Genomic DNA, 23,230 nt, shown 5'->3' on the forward strand with positions numbered 1-23,230 from the left:
CGCAAGGGACACCGAACGAAGGAGAAATCATGCAAACCTGGGCCAAGCGCGGTCTCCAGACCGCACTTGTCACTGGTGGTTTGCTGATGCTCGGCACGGGCATCGCTTCAGCCCAGGAGGACGTCAACCCCGACGCGCGGCCCAACCCGCTCGACGCGAGGGTGCGCGTCCCGGTCGACGTCGACCACAACAACCTGGGCACCCCGTTGGGCAACCGCGAGCTGCCCGTCGTGCACAGCGAGATCGGCACCCCCTCCCTGGCGGACACGCAGGCCGCCCGCATCGCGGGCCACCGCAACCCGCTGCTCCGCGGCACGCAGGGGGTCATGGCCGCCACCAACCGGTCGGGCCTCACCCGCGGCAACACCGTCGGCGCCGACGTCGTGATGCCGGTGGCCCTGTGCGGCAACGCGGTCGGCGCGGGCGGCAACTCCTACGTCGAGGCCGACTGCGCCCGGTCGGTCGAGAGCGTCGGCGACACCCGCACCGACGGCTCGTACGGCTCGCTGTCCGGCAACGCGGCCCGCGCCGCCACCGCGGTGTCGCCGCAGGTCACCGGCAACGCGATCGCCGCGCTGGCCAACGCCGAGAGCCACACCACCGCCGACCAGCGCGCCAGCGCGGGCGGCGACGTGCGGACCTCCGGCCGCCACGGCTCGCTGTCCGGCAACGTGGCCGCGCTCCAGGGCGCCGTGCCGGTCCAGGCGAACGGCAACGCGGTCGCCGCCGGCGGCAACTCGCACACCGACTCCACCGCGTCCAACCACGCCACCGCGCCCGGCTCGCTGCGCACCGACGGCGACCGCAGCAGCGCGGGCGGCAACGTGCTCGGCGTGCCGCTGGCCCCGGTCGTCGGGGTGAGCGGCAACGGCCTCGGCGCCGTGGGCAACGCGGACGCCAACGCCGACGACCGCTCGTACGCGGACGCGGGCGACGCGCACCCCTTCCCCGGCGGCCCCTCGATGTGGGCCGAGACCACGGGCCGGAACGGCACCCTCGCGGGCAACATCGCGCAGCCGTCCCTGGCCGGCCCCGCCTCGGCCGACGGCAACGCCCTCGGTGGCGCGGGCAACTCGAACGTCGCCGGCCGGTCGACCAACGACGCGCACGCCGGCGGCAGCAGCCGGACCGCGGGCCAGGACTCGGTGCTGTCCGGCAACTACGCCGACGCGCCCGTGGCGCTGCCGGTGGCCGGCTCGGGCAACTCGGCGTCGGGCGTGGGCAACACCTCCGCCCGGCACGCGAACGACGTGGTCACCGTCGCGGGCGGCGACACCTACACCAACGGCGACCGCTCGGTGCTGTCGGCCAACTCGGCCAACCTGCCCCCGGCGGGCGCGGCCGACCTGTGCGGCAACGGCACGACCGCGGGCGGCATCGCCGACAGCGAGTGCCGCAACGACGTGGCCGTGGAAACCGGCGGCTACAACGGCACCACGGGCAACGACGCCGTCCTGTCCGGCAACATCGGCCAGGTCCCGGTGGGCGCGCCCGCCGAGGCGTTCGGCAACAACTTCGGCGCGGCGGGCAGCTCGAACGGCCGCACCACCGAGGACAAGTCGATCCGCTCGGGCCGCGTGGCCAACAGCGTCGACGACAACGGCACGGTGTCCAGCAACGTCGTGTCGGCCCCGACCGTGCTCGGCGGCCAGGTGTTCGGCAACACCGGCGGCGCGGTCGCCAACCCCACCTCCACCACCGACAGCGACACCCGCGTCGACCTCGGCAACCCGCCGCAGGCCAACGGCAAGCACGGCTCCGCGTCCGGCAACATCGTGCACGTCCCGACCTCGAACCCGGCCCAGGTCTTCGGCGACTCGGTCGTCGGCGTCGGCAACGGCTCGTCGGACACCACCAGCAGCCTGGCGTCCCGCTCGGGCGGCTCGGCCGTGACGACCGGCGACGAGGGCTCCCTGTCGGGCAACGTGCTGTCGGTGCCGCAGGCGTCCTCGCCGCAGGCGTTCGGCAGCGCGATCGGCGCGGGCAGCAACGTCGAGTCCGACACCCGCAACGAGTTCGGCTCGTTCTCCGGCGGCGACGTCCACACCTCCGGCGACGCGGGCTCGTTCTCCGGCAACGGCCTCGGCCCGCAGACGACCGTGCCGCTCCAGTTGTTCGGCGACGCGGTCACGGCCGCGGGCAACGGCTACTCCCGGTCGGACAGCAGCGCCGGCCTGACCGCCGGCGGCAGGCACCTGACCTCCGGCGAGGACGCCTCGTGGTCCGGCAACCTGCTGACCACGCCGGTCGCCCTCGCGCCGTCGGCGCACGGCGACGCGCTCACCGCCGCCGGCCTGGCGGACGCCAGGACCACCAGCGACGCGCACAGCACGTCAGGAGGTGACACCACGGCCACGGGCAGCGGTCCGTTCACGGCCCACGACCTGGAGCTGCCCGCCGAGGGCGTGGCCCGGATGTTCGGCGTGCCGATCGAGGTGGCGGGCACCGCCACCGCCGACGCCGCCGACCGCAGCCGCCTGCGGACCGGCGAGGGCGAGGAGACCGACCCGGGTCGCGGCGTCACGCTGCCGATGGGCATCGACCACCTGCTGCGCATCGACGAGCTGCCGAGCCTGGAGCTGCTGCACCGGCTGCCGGAGCACCGGTCGCCGCTGAGCACCCTCGGCCTGGCCGAGCTGCGCCACCTGCCCATCCTGGGCCGGCCGCTGCCCGCCCAGGCGCCGCGCGTGGCCTCGCCCGCGCCGGCCGTGCGGAAGGCGGGCTCGGAACTGCGCGAGGACCTGCCCGCGGTGACGCCGCGGGTCGACGCCCGGGAGCTGCCGACGAGCGAACTGCCCGCCGCGGCGCAGGCGACGACCCTGCTGGAGCCGGTGGCCTACCTGCCGACCGACGCGATGCCGCGCGTCCAGGAGGACCTGCGGAACACCGCCTCCCGCCACATGCCCGCCACGGCCTACCTGGTGCACGTCGGCCAGGGCCTGCTGCCCGCCACCTCGGGTGAGCGGTCGTTCTCCGGCACCCTGCCGCTGGTCGACTCGCTGGCCCTGACCGAGCAGCTGCCCGTGGTGACCGACCAGACCGCCGTGCTGCGCGACCAGGCCCTGCCGACCCTGCCGGTCGCCTCCCCGGTCCCGCTGCCGGTCGTCCTGCCGATCCCGGGCGTCGCCCAGCCGCGCACCGCGCCGGCGCTGCCGCCGACCGCGCTGAACGGCCTGAACGTCAACCCGCTCCAGGGCGCCGTCGGTACCGAGTCGACGCCGAGCCTGGACCAGGTGCGGACGCCGGCCCTGGCCGGTCTGGACGCCTTCTCCCTGTTCGGCAACGTGGAGCGGACGGCCCAGCTGCCCCGGTTCTGACCCGCACCACCCCTCGCGCGACCGGGCCCCCGGCACTTCGGTGCCGGGGGCCCGGTCCTTGTCACGCCCCGCTCGCGGTTTCAGGCGCAGGTCGGGCTGGTCGGGCTTGTCGGGCAGGGCGGGTCGGGACCGGTTGGGCAGGTCTGCTCGGGATCGGTCGGTCGGGCTGGGACCGGCAGGGTCGGGCCGGGTCCGATCAGTCGAGCCGGTCCAGCATCGCCGCGAAGTCCTCCTCCGACACGATCGGCACCCGGTAGGTCCGCGCCCGCCGCGCCTTGCTCGACAGCGTGCACGGGTCGGCCGCGACCAGCACCCGCGTCGACCGGGTCACGTACCCCTGGCTGACCAGGCCCGCGCGGCACGCCCGGTCCACCCACACCTCGCGCGGCGAGCGCATCTGCCCGGTGAACACCACCACGTCACCCCGCACCAGCGGGACCGGCTCGGCACGCGGCGGCGCCACACCCGCGGTGCCCGTTGCACCTGCCACACCCGCTGTTCCTGCCGTGCCCGCGATCAGCGCCGCACCGCGCCGCACCTCGACCGCGTCGGCGACCAGCCCCAGCCGCGGGAACGGCGTACCGGCCGGCGCGCCGAACCGCAGGTAGTGGCGGAACAGCAGGGCGGTGGCGCGGGCGTCGTGCAGCGCGGAGTGCGCCGAGTCGAGCGCCACCCCGGCCGCCGCGCAGCAGGCCGCCAGCGACCGCCCCGCCCGGTCCGGCAGGAACCGGTCCGCCAACCGCATCGTGCACAGCCCGGTCACCTCGGCGGCCACCCCGGCGCGGTGCAGCTCGGCGGTCAGGAAGCGCGCGTCGAACGCCAGGTTGTGCGCGACGACCACCCGGTCCGCCAACCGGTCGGCCAGCGTCCCGGCCACCGCCGCGAACGGCGGCGCGTGCCACACGTCGGCGGCGCGGATCCGGTGCACGTGCTGCGGTCCGAGGTCGCGACCGGGGTTGACGAGCGTGCACCACTCGCCGGTGACGCGGCCGTCCCGGTCGAGCTGCACGACCGCGACCTCGACGACCCGGTCGGACCCGCGCGCGGCGAACCCCGTCGTCTCCACGTCGACCACGGCGTACTCGGCCACCGGCGAACCCTATCGGGCGGTCACCCGCGCAAAGCCCGGAGCACCAGGTCCACCACCGCGTCGGCGTGCTGCCCGGACAGCGGCTCGGTCCGCAGCAGCCACCGCTGGTGCACCGCCCCGAGCAGCAGGTCGGCCGCCACCGCGACGTCCACCTCCAACCGCACCTCGCCCACCCGCTGGGCGGCGCGCAACCGCTCCTCCAACCGCAGCCGGCGGGGTGTCAGCAGCAGCGCGAGCAGGTCGTCGCGAGCCTCGTGCAGCAGCGCCCGGCACACCTGGTCGAATCGCCGCTCGCCCAGCTCCTCCACCACCACCCGCAGCTCCAGCCTGAGGTCGGCGGCCAGGTCGCCACAGGTGGGCGGGTACTGCCCGATCGGCCCCAGCTCCACGAACGCCTCGAACAGCAGCGGCCCCTTGGACGACCACCACCGGTAGATGGTCTGCTTGCCGACCCCCGCCCGCGTCGCGACTGCTTCAATGGTCAACCGGGAGTAGCCGAGCGCCTCGACCAGCTCCAGGGCGGCCACGAGGATCGCCCTCCTCGAACGGTCGCTGCGCCGCGCCGCATCGGGTGGCATCCCGTGATCGTAAGCGCCGCGGGGCGGCGCCGAAACCGCGCGGAGCACGGTGGGCGACCACTGCCACAACCTCCTGACCAGCGGATTGCAGAACCGCACAAAGGGTTTGCATGACTCGGGGCGCACACTCGTCATCGAGGCGGCCCGGAAGTTGTCAAGGGGGGCGGGCCGCCTCCTCCACCGGGTCCGCTGGGACCCGGGCAGCGCCGGCGGCCCGAGGGGGAAGCGGGGTCCGGCGGCGGCTCGCGCGATCGGCGGCGGCACCGCGGCCTCCGCCGCCGATCGCGCGGACCACCCGGTGCCGAACTCCCGCTGCCGGCCGGCCCGCGCCGCCCAGCCCGCGCTCCGCCGCTCCGCCGCTCCGCCCCGCCCGCGCTTCCCTGCTCAGCCGCCCCGGCCCGCCCGCCCACCCCGCCCGTGTCGAACTCCTCAGCGCCAACGGCGCCAAAACCGAGTCCGCCCACCCCGCCGCGGGCAGAATCGACCAGGTGCAGATCGGGATGCTCGGACCGTTCGAGGTCCGCACGGACGACGGCGTCTCGGCGGGTGTGCCGGGCGCCCGGTTGCGCGCCCTGCTGATCGCCCTCGCGCTCGACCCCGGCCGCGTGGTCCCGAAGGCGGCGCTGGTCGACTGGATCTGGGGCGAGCACCCGCCGGCCGACGCGGCGAACGCCCTGCAACGCCTGGCCTCCCGGCTGCGGAGGGTGCTGCCGGACGGGGTGGTCGACGGGCAGGCGGGCGGCTACCGGTTGGCGGTGGAACCCGACGCCGTCGACGCCGTGCGGTTCGAGCGCCTCGCCGGCCAGGCCCGCAACGCCGGGGAGGCGCGGCGGGCGGAGCTGCTGCGCGAGGCCCTCGGCCTGTGGCGCGGCACGGCCATGGAGGACGTCGGCCTGGAGGACAGCGCGGCGTTCGACGCGGCGGTCACCCGGCTCGAAGGGCTGCGCCTGGCCGCGCTGGAGGACCGGTTCGAGGTGGAGGTCCGCCTCGGCCGCGGTGCGGAGCTGGTCGCGGAGCTGACCGAACTGGTGGCCGCGCACCCGGTGCGGGAGCGGCTCGTCGCCGCGCTGATGCGCGCCCTCGGCGCGGCCGGCCGGAGCACCGAGGCGCTGGTGGTGTACCAGCGGGCCCGCGAAGCCCTCGCCGACGCGCTGGGCGTCGACCCGTCGCCGGAGCTGTCCGCGCTGCACGTCGCGCTGCTGCGGGGCGAGGTGGGTCGGCGGGAGGAGGACCGGAAGACCAACCTGCGCGCCGAGCTGACCAGCTTCGTCGGCAAGGACGACGACGTCGCCGCGGTCCGCGGGCTCGTCGAGGGGCACCGGCTCACCACCCTGATCGGGCCGGGCGGCTCGGGGAAGACCAGGCTGGCCGCGGAAACCGTGCGCTCGCTGCTGCCCGACCTGCCGGACGGGGCCTGGCTGGTGGAGCTCGCCCCCGTCGGCGCGGGCGGTGACGTGGCGCAGTCGACGCTCGCCGTGCTCGGCCTGCGTGACGCGCTGCTCGGCGGGTCCGCGGACGCGGAGCCGGTGGAGCGGGTCGTCGCCGCGCTCCGCGAGCGGGAGGTGCTGCTGGTCCTGGACAACTGCGAGCACGTGATCGACTCGGCGGCGAAGTTCGCCCACCGGCTGCTCGGGGAGTGCCGGCGGCTGCGGGTCCTCGCGACGAGCAGGGAACCGCTCGGCATCACCGGCGAGGCGCTGTGGCCGGTCGAGCCGCTGGCGCTGCCCGCGGTGGACGCCGACCCGGTCGGGATCGAGTCCTCCCCCGCCGTCCGGCTGCTGCGGGACCGGGCCGGCGCGGTGCGCCAGGACCTCGCGGTCGACGCGCCCGCGTTGGCGACCATGGCGCGCGTCTGCCGGGCCCTGGACGGGATGCCGCTGGCCATCGAACTCGCCGCGGCGAGGCTGCGCACCATGTCCCTCGACCAGCTCGCCAACCGGCTCGACGACCGGTTCCGCCTGCTGACCGGCGGCAGCCGCACCGCGCTGCCGCGGCACCGGACGCTGCGCGCGGTGATCGACTGGAGCTGGGAGCTGCTCAACGACGCCGAGCGGGTCGTCCTGCGCAGGCTCTCGGTGTTCGCCGGTGGCGCGAGCCTGGAGGCGGCCGAGCGGGTCTGCGCGGTCGACGAGGTCGAGGCGTGGCAGGTGCTCGAACTGCTGACCGCGCTGACGGAGAAGTCGCTGGTGCTGACCGAGGGCGACGAGGCGCCGCGCTACCGGATGCTGGGCACCGTCAAGGAGTACGCCGCGCACCGGCTCGCCGAAGCCGGTGAGGCGGACCTGGCGCGCCGCGCGCACCTCGCGCACTTCACCGAGCTGGCCGAGGCCGCGGAGCCGCACCTGCGCCGCGCCGAGCAGCTGGAGTGGCTGGCCGTGCTGGAGGTCGAGCACGACAACGTCGTCGCCGCGATGCGCGGCGCGCTCGCGGCCGGCGAGGCGCACCAGGCGATGCGGCTCGCGGCGGCGGCCGGCTGGTACTGGTGGCTCGCCGGGCACAAGGCCGAGGGCAGCGAGCTGATCATGGCGGCCACCGCCGTGCCCGGCGAGGTGCCCGACGAGGTGAGGGCCGTCGTGTACGCGTTCGTCACGGCGTTCCTCACCGCCGGGCGCGGCAGCGACCAGCGCCAGGCGCAGGACTGGATCCGCAGCGCGTCCGAGATCAGCAGGCGGGTACCGGGCCTCCACCCGGTGGTGGGGCTCATCGTCGCGCTGGAGCGCACGTTGCGCGTGATGGACGCGCCCGAGCCGGGAGCGCTCCGACCCGACGCGTTCCTGTTCGCGTTCGAACCGCTGCTCGACGACGAGGACCCGTGGGTGCGCGCCCTCGCCCGGCTTCACCTCGGCAAGGGCAGGATCGTGCTCGGCCACGGCGGGCGGGACGCGGACGCCTACCTGGAGGCGGCGCTCACCGAGTTCCGCGCGATCGGCGAGCGGTGGGGCACCTCGTTCGCCCTGACCGAGCTGGCGGACCGGATCGCGGTGCGCGGCGAGTTCGCCGGCGCGTGCGAGCACTACGAGCACGCGATCGCGGTCGTCACCGAGGTCGGCGCCGTCGAGGACGTCGTGCGGATGCGGGCGCGGCAGGCCCAGCTGCACTGGCTGGCCGGTGACGCGGAGGCGAGCGCCTCCGCCATGGCGGAGGCGCAGCGGCACGCGGAACGGGTCGCCTGGCCGGACGCGCTGGCCGACCTGGCCTCGGCGAAGGCGGAGCTGGCCCGCTGGCGCGGCGACGTCGAGCAGGCGCGCCGGCAGCTCGACGTCGTCACGGCCGTCCTGGGCGACGACGCCGCGCAGCCGAGCCTCCGCGCGATGAGGCACGACTTCCTCGGCTACCTCGCCGAAGAGGTCGACGAGGCCCTCGACCACCGCGCCGCGGCCTTCCGGGCGGCCGCCGAGGCGGGGCACCCGTCCCTGGTCGCGCAGGTGCTCGTCGGGATCGCGGACCTGGCGCTGCGCCGCGACCAGCACGAGCAGGCCGCGCGGCTGCTCGCCGCGAGCGCCGGCGTGCTCGGCCTGCCGGACCGCTCCCGGCCGGACGTGGCCCGGATCGAGGGCGCCGCGCGGCGCCACCTCGGTGACGAGCGGTTCGCCGAGGCGGCGCGGGAGGGTGCGGGGGCGGACTGGCAGGAGCTGGCCGCGGTCGCGCTCGCCCGGTGAACCCCGCTACGCGACCGTTCCGGTCCAGGTGACCGGCAGCTCGTGGACGCCGTAGATGTTCATGTCGGTCCGGAGCCTCACCTCGGCGGCGGGCACGGCGAGCGCGAGCGTCGGGAAGCGGCGCAGCAGGCCGGCGAACCCGGCGCGCATCTCGATGCGGGCCAGCTGCTGGCCCAGGCACTGGTGGACGCCGTGGCCGAAGGCCAGGTGACCGCGGGCCGAGCGGCGGACGTCCAGGGCGTCGGGGTCGGCGAAGCGCCGGGGGTCGTGGTTGGCGGCCAGCAGCGAGAGGACGACGGTCGAGCCCTTGCCGATCGTCTCGCCGCCGAGTTCGAGGTCCTCCGTGGCGTAGCGGTAGAAGACGTCGGCGACGGACAGGTGGCGCAGGAGCTCCTCGACGGCGGCGGGCAGCAGCCCCGGGTCGGCGTGCAGCTCGGCCAGCTGCCCGGGGTGCTCCAAGAGCGCGAACGCGCCGAGGGACAGCATGTTCGCGGTGGTCTCGTGGCCCGCGAGCAGCAGCAGGAAGGCGATGCCGGTCAGCTCCTCGACGCCGAGGTCGTCGTTGCGGGCCAGGTCGGACAGCAGGTCCTCGTCGGGGTCGGCGCGCTTGCGCGTGACCAGCTCGCCCAGGTACGAGGTCAGCGCGCCGTACGCGGCGATCTTGTCCTCCAGCGTCACCTCCTTCTCCAGGAACTTCGCGGAGTTGACCTGGAAGGTCTCCCGGTCCTCGTAGGGGACGCCGAGCAGTTCGCAGATCACCAGCGAGGGCACCGGCAGCGCGAACTCCGCGACCAGGTCGACCGGCGGGGTCAGGCGCGCCATCTCGTCCAGCCGCCGCTCGGTGACCTCGACGACGTGCTCTTCGAGCAGCTTCATGCGCTTGACGGTGAAGGCGCCGGTGAGCAGGCGCCGCAGCCGGGTGTGGTCCGGCGGGTCCATGCTGACGAACAGGCCCGGCGCCTGCGGGGACGGTTCGGTGGCGACGGGCATCCCGGGGGTCTCGTGGGGCACGTGCACGACGCCGAGGTCCAGGCGTGAGCTGAACCGGGTGTCGGCCAGGGCCTGGCGGACCTCGTCGTAGCCGGTGACGAGCCAGCCCTGGTGGCCGTCGGGGAAGGACAGGGGGCTGACCGGGCGGGCCTCCCGCAGCCGCGTGATCGCGCTGGGCGGGTCGAAGGGGCTCGCGTCGCGCTCCTGGGGGAGGCCCTGCGGGACGGGGACCGTTCGGCTCATCGGGTGTCCTCTCGTGGTGGTGAACACCACGATCACCGGAAGACCTGACACGGGGCTGACACGGCCCGGACACCGACCGCCGCGCACCCGCCGCCACTCGGGTCCGGGACGTGCGGACGACCCGCGACGCCCCCGGCCGGCCTTGGACCGGACCCCGTCAGCCCTGGGCCAGGTCGGCGAAGCGGCTGTAGTGCAGCTGGTGCGCCACCGTGATGGTGGCCGTGGGGCCGGCGCGGTGCTTGGCCAGGATCAGGTCCGCCTCACCGGCCCGCGGGTCGTCCCGCTCCCAGGCGTCCGGGCGGTTGATCAGGATCACCATGTCCGCGTCCTGCTCCAGCGAACCGGACTCGCGCAGGTCGGACAGCTGCGGGCGCTTGTCGGTCCGCTGCTCCGGGCCACGGTTCAGCTGGCTGATCGCGATCACCGGGATCTCCAGCTCCTTGGCGATCAGCTTCAGGTTCCGGGAGAACTCCGAGACCTCCTGCTGCCGCGACTCGGTGCGCTTGCCCGACGACATCAGCTGGAGGTAGTCCACGACCAGCAGCCGCAGGTCGTGGCGCTGCTTGAGCCGCCGCGCCTTGGCCCGGATCTCCATCATGGTCAGGTTCGGCGAGTCGTCGACGAACAGCGGGGCCTCGCTGATCTCGCTCATCCGCCGGGCGAGCCGCGTCCAGTCGTCGTCGCTCATCCGGCCGCTGCGCATGTCGCCGAGCCGGATGCGGGCCTCGGCGGACAGCATCCGCATGACGATCTCGGTGCGCGACATCTCCAGCGAGAAGATGGCGCTGGTCAGGCCGTGCTTCACCGAGCAGGAGCGGGCGAAGTCGAGGCCCAGGGTGGACTTGCCCACGCCGGGCCGGGCCGCGACGATGATCATCTGGCCGGGGTGCAGGCCGTTGGTCAGCTCGTCCAGGTCAGCGAAGCCCGTGGGGATGCCGAGCGACGCGCCGCCGCGCGAGGCGATGGCGTCGATCTCGTCCATGGTGGGCTGGAGCAGGTCCTCCAGCGCCGCGTAGTCCTCGGTGGTGCGCCGCTCGGTCACCTCGTAGATCGCCGCCTGGGCCCGGTCGACGACCTCGTCGACGTCCGCGCCCTCGGCGCCGTTGTAGCCCAGCTGCACGATCCGCGTGCCGGCCTCCACCAACCGCCGCAGCACCGCCTTCTCCGCCACGATCTCGGCGTAGTAGGAGGCGTTGGCCGCGGTGGGCACGGTGGCGATGAGGGTGTGCAGGTACGGCGCGCCGCCGACGCGCAGCAGCTCGCCCCGGCGCTCCAGCTCCGCGGACACCGTGATCGGGTCGGCGGGCTCGCCGCGGCCGTACAGGTCGAGGACGCAGTCGTACACCGCCTGGTGGGCCGGGCGGTAGAAGTCGTTGGGCGCGAGGACCTCGACCACGTCGGCGATCGCGTCCTTGCTCAGCAGCATCCCGCCCAGGACCGACTGCTCGGCGGCGAGGTCCTGCGGCGGCTGCCGTTCGAAGCCGGGCTCGGCCATCCCCCGGTCGTCCACCAGCGCCACCGCGCCCTCACCCCAATCTGCTGCCGTGCAGGATGTTGTACCCCGCGGGTCTGACATTTCCCGGGCACCACGCCAGGGATTCAGCGACGCTAGAGCCACCCGGATGGCGCAGGCAAACGTGCCTGTGGACAACCTGGTGGACAGGTTGGGGATGGTGACGGCGAGCTGACCACAGGGGTGGGGAAACCTGTGGACAACCTGGGCACAACTCGGTCGGTGACGGAAGTTTTGCCAGGTCAGACCCTGTGGATAAATTTGTGGAAAAGTCCTTTGTCACACCACCGGCGTGTCGCGCGCAACGGGCTCCTCGGCGTGTCGCGCACGGGGTGTCACAAGAGTTGTCCACAGCCTGACGCGCGAAGGCGCCGTCCGACCGGGAAGACCGGTCGGACGGCGCCTCCGACGCCGAGCAGGTGGCGGTTCAGCCCGCGGCCGAGACCTCGACGGCCAGCGCGACGGTGACCTCCGGGTGCAGCCGGACGTTGACCGAGTGCTTGCCGACCGTCTTGATGTGGCCGGACAGCTCGACGGCCCGCTTGTCCAGCGCGGGGCCGCCGGCGGCGCGCACGGCCGACACCACGTCGGACGAGGTGACCGAGCCGAACAGCTTCTTCGAGCCCGACGCGGCCTTGGCCTTCAGCGTGACCGAGCCGAGGCCCTCCAGGGACGCCTTCAGCTCCTTGGCGTGGTCCAGGTCGCGGACCCGACGGGTGTCCTGCGCCCGGCGGATGACCTCGACCTGCTTGGCCGCGCCCTTGGTGGCGAGGATCGCCAGGCCGCGGGGCAGCAGGTAGTTGCGGCCGTAGCCGTCCTTGACCTCGACGATGTCGCCGGGGCCGCCGAGGCCGGTCACGTCAGCGGTGAGGATGAGCTTCACTGTTCCGTCCCCCTTCTCAGCGAGCGGTCGAGGTGTAGGGCAGCAGCGCCATCTCGCGGGCGTTCTTGACGGCGACCGCGACGTCGCGCTGGTGCTGGCTGCAGTTGCCGGTCACCCGGCGAGCGCGGATCTTGCCCCGGTCCGAGATGTACTTCCGGAGCAGGGTGGTGTCCTTGTAGTCGATCATGTTGGCGTTGCGGTCCTTGCAGAACGCGCAGACCTTCTTCTTGGGCTTGCGCACAGGCGGCTTGGCCATGTGTGTACTCCTGGTGACGCGGAAGAGTGGTGGTGGAGCGGTGCGGTTTAGAAGGGGGGCTCGTCGGCGAAGCCACCGGAGCCGGCCGGGGGCGCGGAGCCCCACGGGTCGTCGGCCGGTGCGCCGCCGTTGCCACCGCCGCGGGACTGACCGCCGCCGCCGCCGAAGCCGCCGCCGCCGCCATCACCCCGGCTCACCTTGTTGACCTTCGCGGTCGCGTAGCGCAGTGAGGGGCCGATCTCGTCGACCTCCAGCTCGATGACCGTGCGCTTCTCGCCCTCCTTCGTCTCGAAGGAGCGCTGGCGCAGTCGCCCGGTCACGAGCACGCGCGAGCCGCGGGTGAGCGACTCGGCCACGTTCTCCGCGACCTGCCGCCACACGTTGCACCGCAGGAACAGCGCTTCGCCGTCCTTCCACTCGCCGCTCTGGCGGTCGAAGGTCCGGGGCGTGGAGGCGACCGTGAAGCTCGCCACCGCTGCGCCGGACTGGGTGAAGCGCAGTTCCGGATCGGCGGTCAGGTTCCCGACCACCGTGATCGTCGTCTCGCCTGCCATGTTCCGGGCAGCCCCTACGCCTTGGCCGTGGCCTTGGAGGCGGCCCTCGCGGCCGCCTTGGCAGCGGCCTTCGCGGCCTTGGCGGGCTCGCGCCGCAGGACCTTGGTCCGCAGGATGGTCTCCTGGAGACCCAGCTGGCGGTCCAGTTCCTTGACCGCCTCGGGCGTCGAGGTCAGGTCGAGGACGGCGTAGATGCCCTCGGCCTGCTTGTTGATCTCGAAGCTGAGCCGGCGCTTGCCCCAGACGTCGACCTTCTCCACGTTTCCGCCCGTGGTGCGGATGACGTTGAGGAACGTGTCGAGGGACGGCGCGATCGTGCGCTCGTCGAGACTCGGGTCGAGGATGACCATCACTTCGTAATGACGCATGTAGACCACTCACCTCCTGTGGACTCGGCGGCCACGGACGTTCCGTGGCAGGAGGGTCGTCGCGTCAGCAACCCGCCCAGCGTAACAGGCGTCGGCGGGTGCGCCCCGCGGCCCCGTCGCGGCTGCTCAGAGCTTCCAGCTCTGGTAGTTCGCGAACACCGCCTCGGTGATCCGGGTGCCGCGGTTGTGGTCACCGTGGCCGTGCGCGTGCACCGCGATGCCGCACACCGTCGAGCACCCCGCCGCGCGGACGACCGAGCCGTCCTGCCCGCCGACGGTGTCCAGGTGGTAGGCGAGCTGGCGGGTGTGGGACGCGCTGATCGAGCTGGAGGTGGACCACTGGGTGGCGGCGGGCTTGTCCTGCGGGTAGCCGGAGCTGCCGACCGCGGTGCCGTCGAGCGACGCGGTGGTCCAGCTCATGCCGTACCAGCCGGTGGTGTTGCCGATCGAGCAGTCGAGCTTGAAGCCCGCGTAGTCGTACTCGGGGTTCGCGTTCTGGGTCCACCCGGTGACGCTGTGGGCGCTGGTCACGCCGCAGCTGCCGAACGGCGACGAGCTGCCGTCGCGGCCGGGGTGGACGGTGAAGTTGGTGTTCCACGCGCCGCCGCTGCCGCCGGAGTGCGCGCAGTGGCCCGCGGTGGCGACCGCGTTCGGCGCGTACAGCCAGCCGGTGCACCAGCCCGCGGCGCCGTTCGGCTTGGTGTAGGTGACGTAGGCGTCGGCGCTCGCGGGGTAGGTGGTGGTGGCGGTGACCTGCGTGCGCCCGTCCGGCGGGATGATCGACCGGGCGGAGGGCCCGTCGGGGGTCGCCGCGCGCGGGTCGGGTGCGGCGGGGCGGACGTTCCAGGAGTCGGCGGGGTCGCCGGTGCTGGCGAACCCGGGGGTCTCGCGGTGGGCGGGCGTCGGCGGGGAGCCGGTGCGGCCGTCGCTCGCGATCGGCGTGTCGGGGGAGGGCGGGGCGGCGGTGGCCGCCGCGGTCGAAGCCGCGGTGAGGGCCGCAGCGAGGGTGAGCGCGGGTAGCGCGGCGAGTGCTCGTCCGACCATTGCTCGTCTGACCATCGGATCCCCCTCGGGGCTCGCGGAGGTGACGAGTGGTGACGATCCCAGTGCCGGCCGTGATCAATCGGCGGGCGAACGCAGCAACCACGGCCGGACCGGTTGGGCCTTCCGGAGGAGCGGGACCTCGTCCCGAACTCAGGCGACGACTGCCCGGCGCAACACCCAGGTCCGCACGAGCGCGCCCGTGACGCAGGCCAGCATCAGCACCGCGAGCAGCACCGGGGCCGCGACCCCGCCGCCCATCCGGCCGAGGCCCGGCAGCGCCTGGGCGTGGCCGGCGGTCTGCACGCCGTCCGAGTCGCCCGCGCTCGGCAGCTCGTAGCCGGGCCGGTAGCCGCTGACCCCGCCGCCGTAGCGCACGCCCGGCGACGGCGCGTACTGGCCGGGCACGGCGAACGGCAGGGAGCCGTAGCTCAGCAGCGGCAGGCGGCCGAAGTTCCCGCTCCACGGGTTCGAGCCGTACAGCGGCACGTCGAGGCCGCCGACGCCGCCGACCGGGGTGAACGGGCGCTGCGGGTCCGGCCTCGTGCCGGGGGTGCCCGGGTTGGTGCCCGGCCGGCCGGTCTGCGGCGGCGTGCCGCCGGGGTTCGGCGGCGGCGGCGTGCTGCCCGGCGGTGGCGACACGACCCGGCCCACGGCCTGCTCCGAGGCGTCCGCGAGCGCCTCCGACCCGTCCTGGACCGGCGCGGCCACGCCGTTCACGACCTTCACCGTGACGCCGCACAGCTCGGTCAGCCTGGTCCGAACAGCACCGGTCAGCGTGGTGATGATCGGCCCGAGCAGCGGCAGCTTGTTCAGCTCCGCGTTGACCTGGTTCGCGATCTCGCCACCGGTGATCACCGTCCGGCCCACCTGCACCGAGCCGATCGGGATGGGCGGCAGCGCGGTGAAAGCCCGCTTGAACGGCTCGGCCAGCGGCGGGCCGAGCAGCGGCACCGCGCGCACCAGGTCGACCACCGGGTCGAGCACCGCGCCGGGGCTCAGCGCCACCGGGGTGCCCGGCGCGCCCTGCACCGTCGCCGCGCAGCTGCCCACGACCACCGGCTCCGCGGCCGCGGCCGTGCCGGGACTCGCCACGACGCCCGCCGTGCCGGCCGCGAACACCACCGCGACCGCGCCGAACAGCCGGGTGAGCCGGGTTCGCATGTGCTGCCTCCTGGTGCGCCGCGCGCCGTTCCTACTTACAAGTAACGAGCGTAGGTCCTGATGGTGACGCGAACCACCCCCGGAACCCGCGTTTTCCACATCGGTCATCCCGGCCACGGTGCCGCCCTTCCCCATTACCCTGCACAGCATGCGCATCGGGGCCCACGTTTCCCGCGACGACGACCCGCTCGGCGCGGCCGCCGAACGCGGCGCCGAGGTCGTCCAGTTCTTCCTGGCCGACCCGCAGGGGTGGAAGGCGCCCGCCGCGCACCCGCGCGCCGACGAGCTGCTGGCCTCCGACGTGGACGTCTTCGTCCACGCGCCCTACGTGGCGAACGTGGCGTCGCTGAACAACCGGATCCGCATCCCGTCCCGCAAGCTGGTGCTCCAGCACGCCGAGGCCGCCGCGAAGGTCGGCGCCAAGGGCCTGGTCGTGCACGGCGGCCACGTGACCAAGGGCGAGGACCCGCTGGAGGGCGTGTCCAACTGGCGGAAGATGTTCGAGCGGCAGGCCGGTGAGGGCGGGTTCGCCACCCCGGTCCTGATCGAGAACACCGCGGGCGGCGACAACGCCATGGCGCGGACCTTCGACATGCTGGCCAGGCTGTGGGACGCGGTCGGCGGGTTCGGCGCCGGGTTCTGCCTGGACACGTGCCACGCGTTCGCCTCCGGCGAGGACCTGGTCGGCGTCGTCGACCGGGTCAGGGCCATCACCGGCCGCATCGACCTGGTGCACCTCAACAACTCGCGCGACCCGTTCGGCTCCGCGCGCGACCGCCACGCCAACATCGCCTCCGGCACGATCGACCCGGAGCAGCTCGTCGCGGTGGCCGCCGCCGCGGGCGCGCCGGTCGTGGTCGAGACGCCGCACGAGGGCCAGGCCGCCGACATCGCGTTCCTCCGCGAGCACCTGGGCCGATGAGCTCGACGCGCGAGACGGCCGCGCCCGGGCGCGCGGACGTCGGACCACCGGCGCCCGGGCTCGGCCGGGTCGCGCTCGCCGCCCTGGTCCTGCTGTGCGGCGCCACGCTGTTCGCGGGCTTCCTCAACAAGGACCGCTGCACCGGGCCGACCTTCGACCAGTGGGGCCGCAGCGCGCCGGACTACGCCGAGCGCAACAAGGCCGACGTCTGCTACTCCGACGTCCAGCACCTGTGGATCGGGCGCGACGTCGACCGGCACGTGTTCCCCTACGTCAACGGCGGTATCACCAGCAAGGGCGTGCTGGTCGGCGGGGTGGTCGAGTACCCGGTGCTGACCGGCCTGCTGATCTGGATGGGCGCGTTCTTCGCGCACACCGACGGGGCGTTCCTGCTGTTCTCGGCGCTGCTGATGGCGCCGTTCGGCCTGGCGACCGCGTACCTGCTCGGGAAGCTCAGCCGGTGGCGGGCGCTGATCTGGGCGCTCGGGCCGCCGCTGGTGCTCTACGCGTTCCACAACTGGGACCTGCCGGTCGTGCTCTGCGCGGTGGCGGCGGTGTACGCGGTGCACCGCGGCCGGGGCGGGCGCGAACGGCCGCTGGTGGACCGAGCGGTGGCCGCGTCGGTGCTGCTCGGCGTCGGGTTCGCGGTCAAGGTCTACCCGGCGATCTTCGTGCTGCCCCTGTGCCTGTACGTGCTGACCGGTGGCCCCGGTGGCCGCGAGCTGCCCGTCGGCAAGCGGTACGACCCGGTGGGCGCGACCCGGGTGGCGCTGGTGGCGGTGCTCACCGCGGTGGTGATCAACCTGCCGTTCGCGGTGGTGGGCCCGGAGGGCTGGCGGGCCTCGTTCGCGTTCCAGGGCCTGCGCCGGGTGGACATCACCACGAACTCGATCTGGTTCTGGTCGATGCGGCCGTTCATGGCGGACGAGACCATGCAGTCGGTGGTGTCGGTGCTCTCGCCGGTCACCGTCCTGCTGTCGTTCGCGCTGGCCTGCCTGCTCGGGTGGCGGCGCTACCAGTCGGAGGGCGCCTACCCGTGGGTGCCGGTGTCCGCGGCCATGCTGTGCGGGTTCCTCCTGCTGCACAAGGTGCACTCGCCGCAGTACACGCTGTGGCTGGTGCCGATGTTCGTGCTGCTGCGGGTGCGCTGGGGCTGGGTGGCGGCGTACTTCGCCGCGGACCTCGCGATGGGCATCGGCATCTTCCGCTGGTACTACGCCATCGAGTCCGGCCTGCCGACCGGCATCCACGACGGGTTCGCGGCGCAGGCCGTGGTGATCGGGGTGTGGGGGCGGGCCGCGCTGCTCGTGGCGCTGTTCCTGGTGTTCCTGCGGTCCGAGGTGACCTTCGCCGACGGCCGGCTCACACGCCGGCCGTCTCCCGCTCCGGTGGGTCGAGCGGAACCGGCTTCCGCCTGAACCGCAGCGCGAACCGGTCCGGCGCGCCGTCGAACGGCCCGCCCGCCGGGTCGTCGTCGCCCGCCTGCCGCACCTTGTCCAGCTCCGGCCGGTAGATCTCGCGCACCACCAGCGCGCACAGCACCAGCACCATCACGTCCCGCGCCACCACCGTGCCCAGGAACCAGTCGATCGGCAGCCCCTTGTTCTCCACACCGAGGTAGAAGTACATCCGGGGCACCCACACCAGCGCGTCGACCGCCATCCACGCCAGCAGCAGCCGCCAGCGCGGCAGCGCGAGCACCGCCAGCGGCACCAGCCACAGCGAGTACTGCGGGCTCCACACCTTGTTCGTCAGCAGGAACGCCGCCACCACCAGGAACCCCAGCTGCGCGAACCGCGGCCGGCGCGGCGCGGACAGCGTCACGTACCCGATCGCCGCGCAGCACACCAGGAACAGCACCGCGCTGACCGTGTTCAGCACCTCCGGGGCCTGCCCCTGCACCAGCCCCGGGTCGAAGCCCTGCCAGCCGGTCCACTGCGCGACCACGTTGTAGAGCGAGTCCGGGTCGACGCCGCGCTCGGTGTTCAACCGGAAGAACTCGCGCCAGCCCGCCGGGTACAGCAGCGCGATCGGCCCGTTCACCGCCGCCCAGGTGACCAGGGTCGCGGCCAGCGTGGTGAAGAAGGACTTCAGCTTCCCCGACCGCAGGCACAGCAGCAGCAACGGCCCGAGCAGGAACAGCGGGTACAGCTTCGCCGCACCCCCCAGGCCCAGGAGCACGCCCGCCAACAGCGGTTTCTTCCGCGCCCACGCCAGCATGGCCGCCGTGGCGAACGCGGTGGCCAGCGTGTCGAAGTTGGTGAACGCGTGCACGACCACCAGCGGCGATATCGCCACCAGCACCGCGTCGTACGGTCGTCGCCGGGCCAGTTGGGACACCGCGAACGCCGTCACCAGCCACGCCAGCGCCAGCCACACCGCGGTGATGTTGAAGTACACGATCACGGTCATCGGGTTCGGCAGCCAGCCCGACTGGGCGATCACCGTCCAGCCCTGCGCCATCCGGGCGTTGAGCAGCATGAACATGCCGGTCAACACCGGGTACTCCATGTACCGGACGTGCGCCGTCGGCTTGCCCTCGTCGTCCACCCAGGACGTCCTGTAGGGGAACGTCCCCGGCTTGTCCAACCGCTCCGCGGTGTAGAGCGGGACGGTGTCGGAGTAGCACAGGGCGACGAACTGCCTGCTGCCCCGCCAGTCCAGCTGCACCACGCCGTTGTCGTCGACGTACTGCTGGACGCACGGCGACTTCTGGAACCACGCCAGCGCCAGCGTCACGACCGCGAACAGCAGCACCACGCGCACCGGCGTCCAGAACCACTGCCTGCCGACCTGGGCGTGCTTGCCGACCGGTCCGCCGACCAGCCCGCTCACCGCGCGGGCGGGCGCCTCGGTCCACGTCGGGTTGACCCGCTCCTCGGGACCGAGGGAGTCGGCGTCGTCGGCGTTCGCCTGGGGGTGCGAAGGGCTGGCCACGGGCAGCGATGCTACGGGCACAGGTCAACAAAGGCTGTGAGGTCCGCCTCAGGACGTGCCTGCGGCGGACCTCACCGCGAGGTGCGGGCGGGCGGGTGGTGGAAAACGAGAAGGGCCCGGCGCGAGCCGGGCCCTTCTCGTTCACGGGTGGATCACCCGCCACCGGGCGGTCTGATGTTGTTGCCGGGACCGCCGGGCTCCTCCTCGTCCGACGTGGGCGTCGTGGTCGGCGTGGTCGGGCAGACCAGGCCCGTGCACGGTCGCGGCGGCCGCGTCGTGGTCGGCGTGGTCGTGGAGCTGGTCGGCGGGGCGCTGGAGTTGTTGTCCTCGTCCGGCTCGGGCTCCCGGTCGCGCGACGGGTTCGTGGACTTGGTCGTGGTGACGACGGGCCTGGGGTTCTCGTACTGGCCCATCGGCTTGGCCTTCGGGAACTTCCCGGACTCCGTCCCCGCGAGGGCGTTGTCCATGAACTTCTTCCAGATCTGGCCCGGCAGGCCGCTGCCGAAGATGGGGTCGCCGTCGGCGTCCTGCAACGCCACGTTGCCCGCGTCCTTGCCGATCCACACCGACGCCGACAGCGTGGGCGTGTAGCCCACCATCCACGCCTTCGAGTTCTGGCTGGCGTCGTCCGGGAGCTCGTGCGTGCCGGTCTTGCCGGCGCAGTCGCGGCCGCCGGCGCACTCGATCTTGGAGTGCTTCAGCACCGGCTTCAGCGCCTCGGTCACGTTGTCCGCGATGTCCTGGCTCTTCACCGGGTCGCTGTCGAACGCCACCCGCGACACGTCGACGTGCTGGTAGATCGCCTCGCCGTCGTCCTTGGTGATCTTCGAGACGAAGAACGGCTCGTGGTGGACGCCGCGCGCGGCGAACGTCGCGTAGGCGGACGCCATGTCGAACGGCCGCACCTGGGCCTCGCCGCCACCGAGCGCGATGCCGATGTTGGGCGCCCCGCCGGTCTCCTTGTTGACCAGGAGCTTGTCCTCCGGCCGGCCCGTCAGCTGCACCGTCCTCGGGATGCCCGCCGCGAACGCCGCGTCGGCCACCGGCTGGGTGCCGATCTCCAGGACCATCTCGTAGAACACGGTGTTCAGCGACATCTCCATCGCCTTGCGGACGGGGCACCGCTCACCGCACGTGTTGCGGGGGTCCGAGGCGTTGCGGATCACCAGCGGCTCGTCCGTGCCGATGTCGAAGCTCTTCGGCGACCGGCCGTCGTAGGTGCTGCCGAGGCCCTTGCCGTTCTGGAGCGCGGCCACCAGGTCGAACGGCTTGAACGACGAGCCGGCCTCCTGGATCGTGTCGCGCGCGTAGTCCTGCCCGACACCGTCCGAGCCCGCGTAGTAGGCCCGCACCGCGCCGCTGGCCGGGTCGACGGCCGACAGCGAGGTCCTCAGGTCCGGCGGCTGGCCGTTGAGCACCTCGGCCACCGCGTCCTCGGCCGACTGCTGCATCTTCGGGTCGATCGTGGTGTGGACCGTGACGCCGATCTTCTGGACCTTCTCCTGGTCCCAGCCGACGCGGGCCATCTCGTCGAGGACCTGCTTGCGGATGTGCAGGCGCGGGCCGCTCAGGCCGCTCTGCTCGCCCACCGAGACCCGCTCCGGCAGCGTCTCCGCCTGCCGGTAGGCCGAGTCGATCCAGTTGAACCTGAGCTGCTGGTCCATCACGTAGTTCCAGCGCTCTTCGACGTAGGCCTGCTCCTCGGAGCGGCTCGGGCTCTGGATCATGCCCGCCAGCACGGCCGCCTGCGACGGCGTGACCTGCTGGAGGTCGTCGATGCCGAAGTACGCCTTCGCCGCGGTCTTGACGCCGTACGCGCCGCGGCCGAAGTAGACCGTGTTCAGGTACGCCGTGAGGATGTCGGGCTTCTCCTGCTGCTCCGACATCTTGTAGGCGGCGACCATCTCGTTGAACTTGCGGGTCAACGTGGCGTCGGACTGGTCGGTCGCCTCTTTGACGTACTGCTGGGTCAGGCCGGAGCCGCCGGACGAGCGGCCGGTGGCCTGGTACCAGACCGCGCGGGCGATCGCGCGCATGTCGAAGCCGAGGTTGGACTCGAACGTCGGGTCCTCGGCGGCGAAGACGGCGTGCTTGATGGAGTCGGGGATGTCCTCGTACTCGACCAGCGTCCGGTTGGCGTCGCCGAGGGCGATCCGGGCCATCTCCGAGCCGTCGGAGTAGCGGATCGAGATGACCTTGCTCTGGCCGGCCGCCACCTCCTCCGGGTTCGGGACCTCGACCACCTGGTAGGCGATGGCGAAGGCGACGACCGGGGCGAGGAGCATCAGGCCGAGCGCCACGTAGGTGGTCCGGCGGACGCGGCGCCAGAGCTTCTTCCGGCGCACGGCCTTGGCCTCCTCCTCGGACAGCTCGTAGTCGTACTCGTCCTCGTCGTAGAACGGCTCCAGCTCGACCTCGTCCTCGCGGTGCGTGAGGAGTTCGGGCTCGCGGGGCAGGCTCTGGTGCACCGGCACCAGCATGTCCGTCGGCTCCTCGCCGGGACGGGACTGCCGGCCGGGGTCGCCGGGTCGGCGGGGACCGCCGGGGCCTCCCGCCGCGGGACGGCCGCCGGGCGGCAGCGGGCCCGCCGGGCCACCGGGGCGGCGCACGCCGCCGGGAGGGGTGTTCGGGCGCTGGGGCGGACCGACGGGCACGCTGCCCACGGCCGCGCTGGCGTCCGGCGCGCCGGGACGACCGCCGGGGCCGCCCTGTGCTCCGGGACCGCCGGGGCCACTTTGGGCTGCGGGGCCGCCGGGACCACCCTGACCGCCGGGCGCGCCGAAGCCACCGGGGCCGCTCGGACCACCGGGGCCATGAGGGCCGCCGGGAGCACCGGGGCCGTTCGGTCGGCGCGGCGGCTGCGCCCCGGCTCGCGGGACGCCGCCGGGCGGCGTGCCGGGCGCCGGGGGGTGGGCGAACCCACCGGGCGGCGTGCCGGGTGCGGGGGGACGCGCGAACCCGCCGGGGGGCGTCCCGTGCCGGGGGCCGGGTCCGTCCGCCGGGGCGCGACCCAACCCGCCGGGTGGCGTGTTCGGTCGTTCCGGCTGGTCACCGGCTCCGCGTCGGTTGGGGTGCGCGCCGCCGTCCGGGTCCTCCCCGGTCGGCCACTGCGGCTCCCCGCCGCGATGCCTCTCGTCGTGCTGGTCGTTCACGAAATGGCCTCCCAGACCGGCGTGCGGGCGCACGCGGTTCGGTGGTCGTACGCCGCCGCTCCGCGGTGGAGCGACGCCCGGGGCCGGAGCAGGTTCACTCGGCCGCGGTCCTCCTGCGCGGCTTGCGGGTGTTCACGCCGCGCGTTCCCAGGACGTATGACTGCACCAGGTGGTTCCAACTGCATGTGCGGCAAACCTCGACCACGTACACGGTGAACTCCTCGAAGAGGGTCGCCATGCGCGTGAGCTCGTCGACGGTGCGCGCGGACCCGGCCGCGTGCTTGAGCTCGTCGCCGTAGACCCAGGACACGTGGGTGAGGGGCTCCCTGCGGCACACCGGGCAGGTCACGTCGCTCGGCCGGCCGTGGAACTTCGCAGCTCGCAGCAGGTACGGGCTGGCGTCGCACACCTCCATCGTGCCCACTCGACCCGCGTAGACCTCCGCCAGCAGCGCACGGCGCTGCAAGGCGTAGTCCACGACCTGGCGTTGGGTCAGCACGCGACCAGAGTACGTGGCGGCCCAACCCCTTCGATGGGCCGTTCAGGGCAGTAGGCACGGGCCC

The 23,230-nt window shown here is 73.6% G+C and carries 17 protein-coding genes; 4 read left to right on the forward strand and 13 right to left on the reverse strand.

The features are described from left to right. The first annotated feature begins 29 nt into the window (after positions 1 to 29). Positions 30 to 3,317, forward strand: a complete 3,288-nt coding sequence (locus tag ABD223_RS04200; RefSeq protein ID WP_344034487.1) for a hypothetical protein — start codon at positions 30 to 32, stop codon at positions 3,315 to 3,317. A gap of 196 nt (positions 3,318 to 3,513) precedes the next feature. Here ABD223_RS04200 and ABD223_RS04205 read toward each other — a convergent pair whose 3' ends face one another. Together ABD223_RS04205 and ABD223_RS04210 are read right to left on the reverse strand one after the other, a co-directional pair. Further along, the gene (locus ABD223_RS04205; RefSeq protein WP_344034488.1) at positions 3,514 to 4,407 is read right to left on the reverse strand and encodes an exonuclease domain-containing protein; all 894 of its coding nucleotides are present in this window, start codon (positions 4,405 to 4,407) and stop codon (positions 3,514 to 3,516) included. Between the two features lie 20 nt (positions 4,408 to 4,427). Further along, a complete protein-coding gene (locus tag ABD223_RS04210) occupies positions 4,428 to 4,985 on the reverse strand; it encodes a TetR/AcrR family transcriptional regulator (protein WP_344034489.1) in 558 nt (185 codons plus the stop codon). 488 nt (positions 4,986 to 5,473) lie between these two features. Here ABD223_RS04210 and ABD223_RS04215 point away from each other — a divergent pair, with 488 nt between their 5' ends. Continuing rightward, positions 5,474 to 8,644, forward strand: coding sequence for an ATP-binding protein (locus tag ABD223_RS04215; protein ID WP_344034490.1), 3,171 nt, complete (start codon positions 5,474 to 5,476; stop codon positions 8,642 to 8,644). A gap of 6 nt (positions 8,645 to 8,650) precedes the next feature. Here ABD223_RS04215 and ABD223_RS04220 read toward each other — a convergent pair whose 3' ends face one another. The 8 genes from ABD223_RS04220 to ABD223_RS04255 all read right to left on the reverse strand — a co-directional run bounded on the left by ABD223_RS04220 (position 8,651) and on the right by ABD223_RS04255 (position 15,656). Beyond that, entirely contained in the window at positions 8,651 to 9,877 is a 1,227-nt protein-coding gene (locus ABD223_RS04220; protein WP_344034491.1) for a cytochrome P450, read from the reverse strand. A 157-nt stretch (positions 9,878 to 10,034) separates the two neighbouring features. Then, entirely contained in the window at positions 10,035 to 11,396 is a 1,362-nt protein-coding gene (gene dnaB / locus ABD223_RS04225; protein WP_380647352.1) for a replicative DNA helicase, read from the reverse strand. A gap of 421 nt (positions 11,397 to 11,817) precedes the next feature. Beyond that, on the reverse strand, positions 11,818 to 12,273 hold the full coding sequence (rplI, locus tag ABD223_RS04230) for a 50S ribosomal protein L9 (protein ID WP_344034492.1): 456 nt from the start codon (positions 12,271 to 12,273) through the stop codon (positions 11,818 to 11,820). Between the two features lie 16 nt (positions 12,274 to 12,289). Next, on the reverse strand, positions 12,290 to 12,529 hold the full coding sequence (rpsR, locus tag ABD223_RS04235; RefSeq protein ID WP_344034493.1) for a 30S ribosomal protein S18: 240 nt from the start codon (positions 12,527 to 12,529) through the stop codon (positions 12,290 to 12,292). 47 nt (positions 12,530 to 12,576) lie between these two features. Then, positions 12,577 to 13,083 (reverse strand): single-stranded DNA-binding protein, encoded by a 507-nt coding sequence (locus ABD223_RS04240; protein WP_344034494.1) that lies wholly within the window; start codon positions 13,081 to 13,083, stop codon positions 12,577 to 12,579. 14 nt (positions 13,084 to 13,097) lie between these two features. Continuing rightward, the gene (gene rpsF, locus ABD223_RS04245; protein ID WP_344034495.1) at positions 13,098 to 13,451 is read right to left on the reverse strand and encodes a 30S ribosomal protein S6; all 354 of its coding nucleotides are present in this window, start codon (positions 13,449 to 13,451) and stop codon (positions 13,098 to 13,100) included. Positions 13,452 to 13,577: 126 nt separating this feature from the next. Continuing rightward, positions 13,578 to 14,510: a trypsin-like serine peptidase gene (locus ABD223_RS04250; RefSeq protein ID WP_344034496.1), complete on the reverse strand. Its 933-nt coding sequence runs from the start codon at positions 14,508 to 14,510 to the stop codon at positions 13,578 to 13,580. Between the two features lie 135 nt (positions 14,511 to 14,645). Next, on the reverse strand, positions 14,646 to 15,656 hold the full coding sequence (locus ABD223_RS04255) for a hypothetical protein (RefSeq protein WP_344034497.1): 1,011 nt from the start codon (positions 15,654 to 15,656) through the stop codon (positions 14,646 to 14,648). A 148-nt stretch (positions 15,657 to 15,804) separates the two neighbouring features. Between ABD223_RS04255 and ABD223_RS04260 the strand changes: the two genes are divergently transcribed. Together ABD223_RS04260 and ABD223_RS04265 are read left to right on the forward strand one after the other, a co-directional pair. After that, positions 15,805 to 16,578, forward strand: coding sequence for a deoxyribonuclease IV (locus ABD223_RS04260; RefSeq protein WP_344034498.1), 774 nt, complete (start codon positions 15,805 to 15,807; stop codon positions 16,576 to 16,578). Beyond that, on the forward strand, positions 16,575 to 17,996 hold the full coding sequence (locus ABD223_RS04265) for a glycosyltransferase family 87 protein (protein ID WP_344034499.1): 1,422 nt from the start codon (positions 16,575 to 16,577) through the stop codon (positions 17,994 to 17,996). The genes ABD223_RS04260 and ABD223_RS04265 overlap by 4 nt, the downstream gene beginning before the upstream one ends. Here ABD223_RS04265 and ABD223_RS04270 read toward each other — a convergent pair. The 3 genes from ABD223_RS04270 to ABD223_RS04280 all read right to left on the reverse strand — a co-directional run bounded on the left by ABD223_RS04270 (position 17,941) and on the right by ABD223_RS04280 (position 23,166). Beyond that, complete coding sequence (locus ABD223_RS04270) at positions 17,941 to 19,515, reverse strand: glycosyltransferase family 87 protein (RefSeq protein ID WP_344034500.1); 1,575 nt, start codon at positions 19,513 to 19,515, stop codon at positions 17,941 to 17,943. The two genes, ABD223_RS04265 and ABD223_RS04270, sit on opposite strands and share 56 nt — an antisense overlap. A 152-nt stretch (positions 19,516 to 19,667) precedes the next feature. Then, positions 19,668 to 21,995 (reverse strand): transglycosylase domain-containing protein, encoded by a 2,328-nt coding sequence (locus ABD223_RS04275; RefSeq protein WP_344034501.1) that lies wholly within the window; start codon positions 21,993 to 21,995, stop codon positions 19,668 to 19,670. Between the two features lie 766 nt (positions 21,996 to 22,761). After that, positions 22,762 to 23,166 carry a DUF5318 domain-containing protein gene (locus tag ABD223_RS04280; RefSeq protein ID WP_344034502.1) on the reverse strand — a complete coding sequence of 135 codons (405 nt, stop codon included), beginning with the start codon at positions 23,164 to 23,166 and terminating at the stop codon, positions 22,762 to 22,764. Between the last annotated feature and the right edge of the window lie 64 nt (positions 23,167 to 23,230).

The sequence above is a fragment of the Saccharothrix xinjiangensis genome (assembly GCF_039527585.1).
GTDB classification, from domain to species: Bacteria; Actinomycetota; Actinomycetes; order Mycobacteriales; family Pseudonocardiaceae; genus Actinosynnema; species Actinosynnema xinjiangensis.